Genomic DNA, 12,819 nt, shown 5'->3' with positions numbered 1-12,819 from the left:
TTCGCGCGATTCGACGTGCACGCGGCGCTCAGCCGAGGAATCGGTGGTGGATGGCGAAATCGACAAGGCTTTCCGAGGCGGTTGTGTGCGCCCGCGCACAGCGGGACCCGCACCGCGGGCCACGCCGGGTACCGTCTGGCGGCTCTCTCGTCCCGAAGCAACCCCAGGAGGACCAACGCATGTCGGAGCCCGTGGCGCTCGGCGCCGCCGTTCCCGCGAAGGGATTGCGCCGCGGCGCGCTGGGCATGGTGTCGTCGATGGTCATCGGGATGTCGTCGACGGCGCCGGCCTACTCCATCGCGGCCACGCTCGGGCTGATCGTGCTGGCAGGCACCGGGTTCAAGGCGGCCGCGTTCGTGCTGCTGTCGTTCGTCCCGGTGCTGTTCGTCGCGTTCGCCTTCCGCGAGCTGAACACCGCGGAACCCGACTGCGGCACCAACTTCACCTGGGCGGCGCGCGCGTTCGGCCCGCACGCCGGCTGGTTCACCGGCTGGGTCGTCACGGCCGCGCAGCTGCTGGTGATGAGCAGCCAGTCCGCGCTGACCGGCCGGTACACGCTGCTGCTGTTCGGCGCGTCCGACGCGGCGGGCAACCGGTGGGTGACGACGGCGATCGGAGCGGCTTGGCTGCTGGCGCTGTGCTGGCTCTGCTACCGCGGCATCGAGGTGTCCGCGCGGGTGCAGTGGATCCTGCTCGGCGTGGAGCTCGCCGTCCTGGCGCTCTTCTCGGTCGTCGCGCTGGTCCGCGTCTTCGGCGGCACGGCCGGCCCGCAGGCGTCCCTGCCGCGGCCGGACTGGCTGTGGCCGGGCGGGGTCTCCGCGGGCACCGCGGTTTCGGCGGTGCTGCTGGCCGTGTTCATCTACTGGGGCTGGGAAAGTTCGCTGTCGGTCAACGAAGAGTCGGCCGATCCGCGGCACGCGCCGGGACGGGCGGCGGTGCTGTCGACGGTGTTGCTGGTGCTGAACTACCTGCTCGTGACGGTCGCCGCGCTGGCCTTCGCCGGAGTGGGCGAAGACGGGATCGGCCTGAGCAACGAAGCGAACTCCGAGGACGTGCTGGCCGGCCTGGGCGGCGCGGTGTTCGGCGACGGTGCGACCGGCAAGGTACTGGGCGTGCTGCTGATCGTGTCCGTGCTGACCAGCGGCGCGGCCACCAGCCAGGCGACGATCATGCCGGCGGCGCGCACGACGTTGTCGATGGCCAGCCACGGTGCTCTCCCGCGCGTCTTCGGGCGCGTGCACCCGCGGTTCCGGACGCCGACCGTGGCGACCTGGGCGTTCGGGCTCGTTTCGCTGGCCGTGTACGGGCTCTTGGCGCTGATCAGCGACCACGTGCTGGCCGACTCGGTCGACGCGGTCGGGCTGACCATCGCCATCGAGTACACGATGACCGCGCTCGCCTGCGTGTGGGTGTTCCGCCGTACGCTCTTCACGAGCTTGCGCAACTTCGTGCTCCGCGGGCTGCTGCCGTTCACCGGCGGCGTGTTCTTCCTGGCCGTGCTGGTGTTCGCGCTGATCGAGTACATGCGGCCGGACGCGGGCGAGACGACGGTGTTCGGAATCGGCGGCGTCGCGGTGATCGGCGTGGTGGCGATCGTGCTCGGCGTGCCGCTGATGTTCGCGGTCCACCGGGCCTGCCGGGAGTTCTTCGCCGGCCGTCACCTGCCGCGCGGGCTCGTGCCGCGCGGCGGCGACACCATCGTCAGTGCCCAGGCCTAGCCCAAGTCGCGCCGGCCGAGGTCCTCCTCGGTTTCGCGGCGCACCAGCAGCGTCGCGACGCCGTCACGGACGCCGACCAGCGGCGGCCGGCCGACCTGGTTGTAGTTCGAGGCCAGCGAGTGGTGGTACGCGCCGGTGCACGGCACGGCCAGCAGGTCGCCCGCGTGCAGGTCGGCGGGCAGGCTGATGCCCTCGGCGAGGACGTCGCCGGCTTCGCAGTGCCTGCCGACCACGGTCATCGGGACGCGCTTCGCCTTCGAACGCCGTCCCACCAGGCGCGTCGTGTAGCGGGCGCCGTAGAGGGACGGCCGCGCGTTGTCGCTCATGCCGCCGTCGACCGCGACGAACGTGCGGCTGCCGCGCTTGACCGCGCAGACGCGGTAGACCGTGATCCCGGCCGGCCCGACGAGCGCCCGGCCGGGTTCGACCGTCAGGCGGGGCACGGGAAAGCCGTGCGCCGCGCATTCGTAGGCCAGCGCCACGCGCAGGCGCCGCGAGTAGCCGCCGAGGTCGAACGCTGGCTCGCCGCCGACGTACGGGACGGCGTGGCCGCCGCCGAGGTCGAGCTCCCGCAGCGTGACGCCGTGCGTGTCGCGGATCCGGATGAGCACCTCGGCCATCCGCCGCGCGGCCGCCTCGTACCGGTCGACCCGGGAGACCTGCGACCCGATGTGGCAGTGCAGCCCGTTGAGCCGCAACCCGGGTTGTCGCTTCACGGCTTCGACGGCGGCGTCGACGTTGTCGGGAACGCCGTCGAGGAGGGAGAAGCCGAACTTCTGGCCTTCGGCGCCGGTGCTGATGGCCGCGTGCGCCCCGGCCGCGACACCCGGCGTCACGCGGATCATCACCTGCTGGGCGCCGTGGGCGAGCGCGCCGAGCTGCTCGATCTCGTCGAGCGAGTCGACGACGATCCGCCGGACGCCGTAGCCGAGCGCGGCCTTCAGGTCTTCGGGTGTCTTCGCGTTGCCGTGCAGCAGCATGCGGTCCGCGGGAAAGCCGACCGAGCGCGCGACGGCGATCTCGCCGGCGGAGCAGGTGTCGAGCGACAACCCGGCTTCGGCGACCCAACGCAGTACGGCCCGCGTGCAGAGCGCCTTGCTCGCGTACGCGACTTCGACGTTCGGCAGCGCTTCGCGGTATTCGCGCGCGGTGTCGCGTACCTGCTGCTCGTCGATGAGGTAGGACGGCGTCCCGAAGCGGGCGGCGAGGTGGCTGACGCGCGCGCCGGCGAAGACGAGCTCGCCGTCTTCGCCGAGTCGCGTGCTTCGCGGCCAGACTCCTGGCTCGAGGTGATCGGCGGCTTCGCAGCCGAGGCTGGGAAGAAGCTCGCTGAGCGTCACGGGTGCCTCCGGGCATCACGGCGGATCGGACCCCGCCAGGACACCCCCGCGGCCGGGCCCGGAGATCACCCGTGAATGCCGTCCTGACGGCTTTGGTTCGTCCGCTTACTCCTTGTTAACGCGCGAGTAACTTCCGTCACCTACGAAAGCCCCCACGAGGACAGCAGGCCGAACAGCTGCTCGCGCTCGGGCCCGGTCAGCAGCCGGCTCGGCGGCCGGACGTCCGGGCGGCACAGGCCGAGCTGGCCGAGGGCGTCCTTGACCACGCTGACGTTGTTGGCGTTGCCGTTGGCGGCGCGGAGCTCCTCGAACGGCCGGATCCGCTCCCAGACCTTCATCGCCGCCGGGTAGTCCGCTGTGGACAGTGCGTGGAACATCTCCAGCGAGATCGCCGGGTCGACGTTCACCAGGCCGGAGGTGAAGCCGGTGGCGCCGACCGCGAAGTAGCCGGGCGCGGACAGCTCCGCCAGGCCCGCGATCCAGACGAACCGGCCGAAGCCCGCGTCGCGGGCGACCGAGGCGAACCGCACCGGGTCCGGCACCGCGTACTTCACGCCGATGACGTTCGCCGCCGCCTCCCCGAGCGCGCGCAGCTGCTCACCGGCGATCGACGGGTTGCGGACGTAGAGCACGACGCCGAGTTCCGGCACCGCGCGGGCGATCGCCGCGTGGTAGTCGACCCAGCCGTCGCCGGAGATGTACGGGTGCACCGGCTGGTGGATCATGATCATGTCGGCACCCGCCTCGCGCGCGTGGACCGCGGCCCGGGTCGCCGAGGTCACGTCGTGCCCGATCCCGGCGAGCACGCTCGCCCGGCCGGCCGCCGCCTCGACGGTGACCTCCAGGCACTGCCGCGCTTCGGCCGCGTCGAGCGCGTAGAACTCGCCGGTGTTGCCGTTCGGCGTCACGACCTCGACGCCGCCGGTGATCAGCCGGTCCACCAGTTTCGCGTACGTCTGGCCGTCGACGGCGCCCTCGGCGTCGAACGGCGTGACCGGGATGGCCACCACCCCGGAAAGCCGCCGCCTCTGCTCCTCGAACGTCATCGGGCCCCCTTCGGATCGCCGGTCTCGGTGGTGCGTTCACCGGGCAGCCCGAGGGCGACCCGGCCGATGAAATCGGTGATGTGCTTGCGCAGCAGGTGTTCGGTCTGCCGGGCGTTGCCGCTCTCGGCGGCGTTCAGGATCGCGCGGTGTTCGGCCGCTTCGCCTTGCCAGGTGGGGCTGATGCCCCAGCCCGTGACGGTGATCAGCGCGGCCTGGTCGCGCAGGCCGTCGAGGACCTCGACCAGCAGCGGGTTCCCGCACCCGGCGTAGAGCGCGCGGTGGAACAGCCGGTTCGTCAGGCTGGCCTTCGCGCGGTCGCCGGCCGCCGCGCCGGTCCCGACCCCGGCCAGCACCTGCCGCGCCTCCCCGAAGTCCGTGCCCCGCTCGACGGCCCGCCGGACGGCTTCGGGCTCGAGCAGCGCGCGCAGGTCGTACACCGCGTGCGCGCTCTCGGCGTCCATGACCCGGACCGAAGCCCCCTTGTACGTGCTCATCGTGACCAAACCGGAACCGGCCAGGATCCGCAGTGCCTCGCGCACCGGCGTCTTCGACACCCCGAGCAGGGCGCCGACCTCGGCTTCGACGAGCGTTTCGCCCGGCCCGAACTCCCCGCTCAAGATCGCTTCCTTGATGGCGTCACGCACGAAATCCGTCCGCGAAACGGGCGGCGGCGGCCTCCGGGCCGAAGAAGTGCTCGCCACTGGCATGTCCGATCTGATATACGATGCGACATACAACATTATCACGGACCTAGGGGGCAGCCATGCAGCGTTGCACCAGCTTCCGATTCCGACGAGTGTTGCTGGCGGTGGGCCTCGCCGCGGGTCTGGCGGCCTGCGGCGCACCCGGCGGCGACGGCGGCCAGGCGGCGGCGCCCCAAGCCGTGCCGGACAAACCGAGCAAGCCGGTCGAGCTGAACATCCTCGACGTCGCGGGCAACCTGCAGCTCACCAAGCAGATGATCGAGAACTTCAAGGCCGCGCACCCCGAAGTCCTCGCGAAGGTCACCTATTCGACGGCGCCCGCGCCGAGCATGGCGGGCAAGCTGAAGGCCGAGCAGGACGGCGGTGTCGCCCAGACCCACCTGGTGCTGAGCGGGACCGACGGCCTTTCCGCCGGCATCGCGAACGGCACCCTGGCGAAGGTCCTGCCGGACTTTTCGAGCCGGTTCCCGAACCTGATGCAGAACTACCAGGAACCCGCGGCGAAGATGCAGGAACTGGCCAACGGCTACGGAGTCGAGGTCGTCTACTACCCGTCGGGCCCGCTGCTCGAGTTCAACCCCGGCGCGGTGCCCGCCGCCCCCGCGTCCCCGCAGGAGCTGCTCGACTGGGCGAAGGCGCACCCGGAGAAGTTCCAGTACGCCCAGCCGTCGAACTCCGGCCCGGGCCGGACGTTCCTGATGGGCCTGCCGTACCTGTTGGGCGACAAGGACCCGAAGGACCCGGACAAGGGCTGGGACAAGACCTGGGCGTTCCTGCAGGAGCTCGGCAAGTACGTGAAGTACTACCCGTCGGGCACCACGGAGACGATGAAGAACCTCGCGTCCGGGGCGGTGGACATGATCATGTCGACCACCGGCTGGGACATCAACCCGCGCAAGCTCGGCACGGTGCCGAACACGGTCAAGACCGCGATCATGCAGCCGATGCACTGGGTCACCGACGCCCAGTACGCCCTGATCCCCAAGGGGCTTTCGCCCGATCAGCAGTCGGCGATCCTGCAGCTGGTCGCGTGGATGCTCAAGCCGGACCAGCAGGCGATCGCCTACGACGACGGGTACTTCTACCCCGGCCCGGCGGTCAAGGACGTCACCCTGCAGATGGCGCCGCAGAAGAGCCAGGACACCCTTCGGCAGTTCGGGCGCCCGGAGTACGAGCAGTGGATCGCCCAGTACCCCAAGGAGACGTCGCTGCCGGCCGAGCAGCAGGTCAAGGCGTTCGACAAGTGGAACCAGCTGGTCGGCGGCTCGAAGGTCGGGAAGAAGTGACGTTCGGGCAGCTCCGGCTGGATGGCGTCTCCAGGAGCTTCGGCACCGCGAACGCCCTGCGCGGCCTCGACCTCACCATCGCCAGGGGCGAGTTCGTGGCCCTGCTCGGCCCGTCCGGCTGCGGCAAGTCGACGGCGCTCAACTGCCTGGCCGGCCTGCTGCCCCTGACCGCGGGCAGCATCTGGCTCGACGACACCCGCATCGACGGGCAGCCACCGGAGCAGCGCGGGTTCGGGATGGTGTTCCAGAACTACGCGCTGTTCCCGCACATGTCCGTCCGCGCCAACGTCGGCTTCGGCCTCAAGATGCGCAAGGTCGCCCGCGCCGAGGCCCGCCGCCGCGTCGACGAAGCGCTCCGCCTGGTGCAGCTGACCGAGCACGCGGCGAAGTTCCCCGCGCAGCTCTCCGGCGGCCAGCAGCAGCGCGTCGCCATCGCCCGCGCGGTGGTGCTCGAGCCGCCCGTGGTGCTGATGGACGAGCCGCTGTCCAACTTGGACGCCAAGCTCCGGCTCGAGATGCGGATGGAGATCCGCCGCCTCCACCAGACCCTCGGCCTGACCACGGTGTACGTCACCCACGACCAGGAGGAGGCGCTGTCGCTGGCCGACCGCCTGGTGGTGCTGCGCGAGGGCGCGGTCCAGCAGGTCGGCACGCCGGAGGAGGTGTACGCCCAGCCTGTGAACGGTTATGTGGCCTCCTTCATGGGGTATCGCAATCTCCTGGATGTGACGGTGACGTCCGCGGCGGCCTCGTCGGTCACCGTGGAGGGCAGCGGAGTCCGCCTCACCGGCCGCGGCTCGCTCACGGAGGGCCCGGCGAAGGTGGCGATCCGCCCGGAGGACTTCGTGGTCGGCGACGGGACGGAGAACGCCCTCGACGTGACGGTCGAGATCGTCGAGTACCACGGCCGCGAGCTGTCGGTCTCCGCCCGGCTGGGGACCGGCGAGCCGGTGTACTTCCGGACCGACAAGCGCCTCGCCCCGGGTGACACGGCGAAGATCGGTGTCCCGGCCGAGCGGGTTCTGGTGTTCGCGCCATGACCGCCCTGATCGCCCCGACGACCGGCGCCGCCCGCGGTGTCGCCCGGATCGCGCCGACGACCGGTGCCGCCCGCGGTGCGGAGGGCGCGCCATGACCGCCGTGGCCACCGCGCGCCCGGCGCTGCGCCACCGCCTCGCCGAACGCGGCATCGATCGCACCCTGCTGCTCCTGGTGCCCGGCCTGCTCGTCACGGCCTGCCTGTTCTTGTACCCCTTCCTCTACGGCCTCCAACTGTCGTTCGCGCCGCGCAAGGGCGGGGTCTTCGCGAACTACGCGCGGTTCTTCGACGACCCGTACCTGCGCGACACCATCTGGACGACGCTCGGCATCGCCCTCCCGGCGACCCTGATCAACGTGCTCGCCAGCATCCCGATCGCCTACGTGATGCGCGGCCGCGTCCGCGGCAAACGTCTCCTCACGACGATCCTGGTCGTGCCGATCACGCTCGGCACGGTGCTCACCGCACAGGGCCTGATCATGTACGGCGGGCCGGCGGGCTGGCTGAACAAGGTGCTCACCGTCCTCGGTGTCACCGACCAGCCGCTGCCGCTGATCCACAACTACACCGGCGTGCTCCTCTCCCTGGTGATCACCGGCTTCCCGTTCTCCTTCCTGCTGACGTTGTCCTACCTCTCCGGTATCGACCCCTCCCTGGAGAAGGCGGCGGCGACGCTCGGCGCGAACGGCGTCCAGCGCTTCCGGCGGATCACGCTGCCGCTCCTGGCGCCCGGGCTGGCGATCACCTTCTGCCTCTCGTTCGTCATGGCCTTCTCGGTGTTCCCGAGCGCGCAGCTCGTCGGCGACCCCGCGAACGAGACCCGCGTCATCTCGATCGCCGCCTACCACGCCGCGTTCGAGGAGTACGACTACTCGATGGGCTCGGCCGTCGCGATGCTCATGGCGGTGGTCATGCTGATCGTGATCGGCCTGGTCATGGCGTGGCGCGGCACGCTGTACCGCGGAGCGACCGGAGGCAAGGGATGACGGGTTGGGTCGCGCGTCCCGGACGTTGGGTCGTCTGGGCCGTCGTCGTGTTCTTCTTCGTCAACCTCGCCGGCGTGGTGCTCTCGGTGGTCGTCGACTCGTTCGGGACGCAGTGGTTCGGCACCTGGCTCCCGGACGGCTTCACCACCCACTGGTACGCCGACGCGTGGCGTGAGTTCGGCCTGTCGGACGTCCTCCTCACGACGGCGGTCGTCGCGCTCGTGGTGATCGCCGTGTCGGTGGCTGTCGGTGTCCCGGCCGCTTACGCGCTGGCCCGCCGCTCGTTTCCCGGCAAGCGCCTGGTGATGCTGCTGTTCGTGCTGCCGATCCTGATCCCTCCCATCACCTACGGCATTCCGCTGGCCACCGTGCTGTACAAGTTCCACCTGGCCGGCACGATCACCGGCGTCATCCTGGCCAATCTCGTGCCCTCGGTGCCCTTCGTCGTGCTGACGATGACGCCGTTCATCGAGCAGATCGACCCGAAGATCGAGGCCGCGGCCCGCATGTCCGGCGCGCGGACCGTCTCGGTGTTCACCCGCATCCTCGGCCCGCTGCTGCTGCCGGGCATCCTGGCCGCGTCGATCCTGGTGCTGGTGCGCACGGTCGGCATGTTCGAGCTGACCTTCCTCACCGCCGGCCCGGACTCGACGACCCTCGTGGTGGCGCTCTACAACTCCGTGTTCGCCGCCGGCATCCGCGCCAACCAGTCCGTCGACGCCATGGCGACCATCTACACCGCTTCCATGCTCGTGCTCCTTCTCGTTGCGTTGCGGTTCGTGAACCCGACCCAGCTGGTGACCCGGATCCGGGAGGAAACCTGAGCTCGTGTGATCGACTTTACCGCCAATCATCGAACATGTGATCGACACGATCGGGCGAATCCGATCCTTGCGCCTCCCCCGAGGGGAGGTGTCACGCTGGCGGCATGCGCTACTCGATCGGCGACCTGGCCCGCCGGACCGGGCTGACGACCAAAGCCGTCCGGTTCTATTCGGACCACGGCCTCGTGCCGCCGTCCGGCCGCAACACCGCAGGTCACCGGCGGTACGACGACGGCGCGCTCGCCCGGCTCGAGCTCGTCCGCACGCTCCGCGAGCTCGGTCTCGGCCTCGCCGCGGTCCGCCGGATCGTCGAGGGGGAGACGACCGTCGCCGACATCGCGGCGGCGCACGTCGAGGCGCTGGAAACGGAGATCCGCGTGCTGCGCCTGCGGCACGCGGTGTGGACGGCGATCGCCGCCCGCGGCGCGACCACGGAGGAGACGAGACTCGTGCGCGAACTGGCCCGGCTGTCCGAACTGGAGTGTGTGGGCGAGTTCCTCGCCGAGGTGATGGGCGACCGGCCCGAGCTCGCCGGGATCGTCCGCACGCTGACCCCGGAACTGCCCGAGGACCCGAGTCCCGGCCAGCTCGACGCCTGGATCGAACTGGCCGAGCTGACGCGGGACGCGGACTTCCGCGCCGCCGTGCGACGGCTGGTGGACCGGCACGAAGGCGGGCTGCGGCGGGACCTGGCCGCCGAGGTGCGCGAGGCGGTTGCGCCGGCGCTGGCGGCGGGGATCGACCCCGGCTCGCCGCAGGCCGCCGCGATCGTCGACGGGCTCGGGCGTGACCCCGCCGAGCTGCGGAAATGGCTCGGCGTGGTGCACGACCCGCGGCGCGAGCGGTACCTGGAGCTGCTCGCGGTGATCAACGGCTGGGCGGCGCCGGAAAGCCTGACACCGACGCTCGACTGGCTGACCGCGGCCACGGCCTGCTGACGCCGGCCCGGCAGTCCCGCGGGCGCCCCTCGCGCAGCGGATCGCGGCGATGGGCAGGCCGGCGCCTGCCTCGGCGGTTCGACGGCGTCCGTCGCGGGCGGCTGATGGCGGCCACGGCTTGCCGACGCCGGCCCCACAGCGCCCGTCGCACGCGGCGGATCGCGGTCCTGAACTCCGCTACGGCCTCCTGACCTCGGCACCGATCCGCGCCAGCACGTCCGAAGCAGGAGCGGCGTCCAGCCGGCTTCCGTCGCGCAACCGCACGGAAAGCTCCCGCGCCGCTGCTTCGCGCGGCCCGATCACGGCCTGGAACGGCACCAGCCGCCCGTCCCGGATCCGCGCGCCGACGCTTCCGTCCGCCGCGATCTCCGCCCGCACCTCGCCGCACCGGTCCAGTACCTCGCGCGCGTACGGCAGCTCCGCGGCCGACACCGGCAGCAGCCTCAGCTGCACCGGGGCCAGCCAGGCCGGGAACGCGCCGCCGTGGACCTCGATCAGCTGCGCCACCGCGCGTTCGACGCTGCCGATGATGCTCCGGTGCACCATGACCGGCCGGTGCTTCGCCCCGTCCGCGCCCACGTACTCCAGGCCGAACTGCGCGGGCTGGTGGAAGTCGACCTGGACGGTGGACAGGGTCGATTCGCGGCCCGCGCCGTCGGTGACCTGGACGTCGATCTTCGGTCCGTAGAAGGCCGCTTCGCCCTCGACCGCGTCGTACGGGAGGCCGGCCAGCACCGAACGGAGGATTTCCACGGCGCCGTCCCAGTTCCCGGGCACGTACTTGCCGCCGGGTCCGGGCAGGGACAGCCGGTAGCGCGCCGCGCTGATGCCGAGTGCGTCGTAGGCGCGCCGGATCAGGGCGAACGCGGCGGCCGCCTCGGCTTCGACCTGCTCGGGGGTGCAGAAGACGTGCGCGTCGTTGAGCTGGATCGCGCGCACCCGGTTCAGCCCGCCGAGCACGCCGGAGAGCTCGGCCCGGTACATCCCGCCGATTTCGGCGATCCGGAGCGGCAGTTCGCGGTGGCTGCGGCCGCGCGAGCGGTAGATCAACGCGTGGTGCGGGCACAGGCTCGGCCGCAGCACCAGCTGCTCGCCGCCGACGTCCATGGGCGGGTACATGTCGTCGCGGTAGTGCGACCAGTGCCCGGAGATCTCGTACAGCTCGCGTTTGCCGAGCACCGGCGAATGGACGTGCCGGTAGCCCGCGCGCCGTTCGAGGTCGCGGACGTACTCCTCCAGGCTGTGGCGGACGATCGCGCCGTCGGGCAGCCAGTAGGGCAGGCCGGCGCCGATCAGCGGGTCGGTGCCGAACAGGCCGAGTTCGCGGCCGAGCTTGCGGTGGTCGGGCATGGTGGACTCCCTCGTGGACGGCGGGGCGGGAGACCACAAGACGAAGCCCGGGGCACCCGCCCCGGGCTGGAAACGTCGTTCAGCGCGCCGGGACACTCTCCGGCGTCGTCGTGGAAACAGCGCGCTTCATGTCTTCGACGGTAACAGGGGCCGCCATTCCTTTTACGACTCCGCGAGCCGGAACGTGTCGAACCGCGGCTTTCCGTCCGGGCGCAGCACGAGCACGGTCACCCCCGCGGCCGTGCGCCGGGTTTCGACGTGCTCGAACGCCTTCGGCACCACGCCGTCCGGGAAGAGCCGGCGGCCCTGGCCCAGCACGACCGGGTACAGCCACAGCCGGTACTCGTCCACCAGGTCGTGCGCGATCAGCGTCTGCAGCAGGGCACCGCTCCCGTGCACCTGGATTTCGCCGGTGTACCGGGACTTCAGCTCGCGGGCGAACTCGACGACGTCGCCGTCCACGACGGACGTGCCGGACCACGCCGGGTCCGTCAGCGTCCGCGACGCCACGTACTTCGGCAGGCCGTTGAGCCGGGACGCGATCGGGTCGGCGGGATCGGTGACCTTCGGCCAGTGCGCGGCGAAGATGTCGTACGTCCGCCGCCCCAGCAGGAACGCGCCGGCGCGGGAGATCCACTCCGCGGCGAACCGCGCCATGTCCTCCTCGTAGAACGGCGTCACCCAGCCGCCGAGTTCGAAGCCGCCCGACGTGTCCTCCTCTTGGCCGCCGGGTGCCTGGTGGACGCCGTCGAGGGTCAGGAACGTCGTCACGGTGAGGTTGCCCATGGTTTCTCCTTCGGATCGGGCCTGCCTGACCCGTCGGACGGGGCCGCCCCCGTTCGACAAACCCGCCGGGAGAAATTTCAGGAGGCCAGGAACAGCTCCAGCTGCTCGACGACGAAGGCGTGGTCGTCGGCCTGCGGGAGCCCGGACACGCCGACCGTGCCGACCGGCCCGACCCCGCGCACCAGCACCGGGAAGACGCCGCCGTGCGCCGCGTAGCGGTCCTGGTCGAGGCGGGAGTGCTCCTCGAACGAGCCGCCCTTGGCGCGGAACTGGGTGCCGACGAAGAACGAGCTGTGCCCGTAGCGGTCGACCACGCGGCTCTTGCGGTCGATCCAGGCGTCGTTGTCGGCCGACGTCCCGGGCAGCGCGGCGTGGAAGAGCCGCTGGCCGTTGCGCCGGATCGAGATCGTCACCGGCAGCCCGCGGTCACGGGCGGCCGTCAGCAGCTGCTGGCCGAGGGCGAGGGCGGTCTCGTTGTCGAACTTCGTGAACTGGAGGCGTTCCTCCTGCTCGGCGAGCTGGGCGAGGCGGTCGGCTTCGGTCATGGAGGCATTAAATCAACACTGTTGTTTAATTTCCAGTGAACTCGGCTGCCCGGATTTTGTCGGTGGCTTGTGGCAGCGTGTCGTAGGTGCGGCCACCACCGGTGGCGGCACTGCGGAACCACACGCGAAGGGGGTCTGCTCGATGAACTCGAGCCCGGTGACATCCGTGTAGAAGGCGCGCGAGCGCTCGAGGTCGGTCGTCGGTGCGAAGGCGACCGGAGCACGGCTTCGCCTCTCGGTGGCGAACGTACCCCCTC

At 71.0% G+C, this 12,819-nt stretch carries 12 protein-coding genes and 1 pseudogene; 6 read left to right on the top strand and 7 right to left on the bottom strand.

Features of this window, described 5'->3' with window-relative positions; translation table 11 throughout:
* Positions 1-179: 179 nt before the first annotated feature.
* Positions 180-1,718, top strand: coding sequence for an APC family permease (locus ACWEGE_RS22315; RefSeq protein ID WP_449662360.1), 1,539 nt, complete (start codon positions 180-182; stop codon positions 1,716-1,718).
* Here ACWEGE_RS22315 and lysA read toward each other — a convergent pair.
* The 3 genes from lysA to ACWEGE_RS22300 form a co-directional block, all read right to left on the bottom strand.
* Positions 1,715-3,058 carry a diaminopimelate decarboxylase gene (gene lysA, locus ACWEGE_RS22310; protein ID WP_449662359.1) on the bottom strand — a complete coding sequence of 448 codons (1,344 nt, stop codon included), beginning with the start codon at positions 3,056-3,058 and terminating at the stop codon, positions 1,715-1,717. The genes ACWEGE_RS22315 and lysA overlap by 4 nt on opposite strands.
* Positions 3,059-3,198: 140 nt before the next feature.
* Positions 3,199-4,104 carry a dihydrodipicolinate synthase family protein gene (locus tag ACWEGE_RS22305; RefSeq protein WP_449662358.1) on the bottom strand — a complete coding sequence of 302 codons (906 nt, stop codon included), beginning with the start codon at positions 4,102-4,104 and terminating at the stop codon, positions 3,199-3,201.
* Positions 4,101-4,805: a GntR family transcriptional regulator gene (locus tag ACWEGE_RS22300; RefSeq protein WP_449662509.1), complete on the bottom strand. Its 705-nt coding sequence runs from the start codon at positions 4,803-4,805 to the stop codon at positions 4,101-4,103. Before ACWEGE_RS22300 ends, ACWEGE_RS22305 begins: the two co-directional genes overlap by 4 nt.
* A 95-nt stretch (positions 4,806-4,900) precedes the next feature.
* On the opposite strand from ACWEGE_RS22300, the gene ACWEGE_RS22295 reads away from it, so the two are divergent.
* The 5 genes from ACWEGE_RS22295 (at position 4,901) to ACWEGE_RS22275 (ending at position 9,881) form a co-directional block, all read left to right on the top strand.
* Positions 4,901-6,094, top strand: coding sequence for an extracellular solute-binding protein (locus ACWEGE_RS22295; protein ID WP_449662357.1), 1,194 nt, complete (start codon positions 4,901-4,903; stop codon positions 6,092-6,094).
* Positions 6,091-7,134 (top strand): ABC transporter ATP-binding protein, encoded by a 1,044-nt coding sequence (locus tag ACWEGE_RS22290; RefSeq protein ID WP_449662356.1) that lies wholly within the window; start codon positions 6,091-6,093, stop codon positions 7,132-7,134. The genes ACWEGE_RS22295 and ACWEGE_RS22290 overlap by 4 nt, the downstream gene beginning before the upstream one ends.
* A gap of 91 nt (positions 7,135-7,225) precedes the next feature.
* A complete protein-coding gene (locus ACWEGE_RS22285) occupies positions 7,226-8,119 on the top strand; it encodes an ABC transporter permease (protein WP_449662355.1) in 894 nt (297 codons plus the stop codon).
* Positions 8,116-8,943 (top strand): ABC transporter permease, encoded by an 828-nt coding sequence (locus ACWEGE_RS22280; RefSeq protein ID WP_091319178.1) that lies wholly within the window; start codon positions 8,116-8,118, stop codon positions 8,941-8,943. The genes ACWEGE_RS22285 and ACWEGE_RS22280 overlap by 4 nt, the downstream gene beginning before the upstream one ends.
* Positions 8,944-9,047: 104 nt before the next feature.
* A complete protein-coding gene (locus tag ACWEGE_RS22275; protein WP_449662354.1) occupies positions 9,048-9,881 on the top strand; it encodes a MerR family transcriptional regulator in 834 nt (277 codons plus the stop codon).
* Between the two features lie 177 nt (positions 9,882-10,058).
* Here ACWEGE_RS22275 and thrS read toward each other — a convergent pair whose 3' ends face one another.
* The 4 genes and pseudogenes from thrS to ACWEGE_RS22255 form a co-directional block, all read right to left on the bottom strand.
* On the bottom strand, positions 10,059-11,231 hold the full coding sequence (thrS, locus tag ACWEGE_RS22270) for a threonine--tRNA ligase (protein WP_449662353.1): 1,173 nt from the start codon (positions 11,229-11,231) through the stop codon (positions 10,059-10,061).
* 162 nt (positions 11,232-11,393) lie between these two features.
* Complete coding sequence (locus ACWEGE_RS22265; RefSeq protein ID WP_449662352.1) at positions 11,394-12,017, bottom strand: dihydrofolate reductase family protein; 624 nt, start codon at positions 12,015-12,017, stop codon at positions 11,394-11,396.
* A gap of 77 nt (positions 12,018-12,094) precedes the next feature.
* Positions 12,095-12,562 (bottom strand): heme-degrading domain-containing protein, encoded by a 468-nt coding sequence (locus tag ACWEGE_RS22260; protein ID WP_449662351.1) that lies wholly within the window; start codon positions 12,560-12,562, stop codon positions 12,095-12,097.
* Between the two features lie 12 nt (positions 12,563-12,574).
* Positions 12,575-12,736 (bottom strand): annotated as a pseudogene (locus tag ACWEGE_RS22255) (hypothetical protein); the annotation flags it as partial.
* Between the last annotated feature and the right edge of the window lie 83 nt (positions 12,737-12,819).

The organism is Amycolatopsis sp. NPDC004747 (assembly GCF_053601335.1).
Note: the sequence above shows the minus strand (reverse complement) of the source record. Positions and strands in the feature narration are given on the sequence as shown.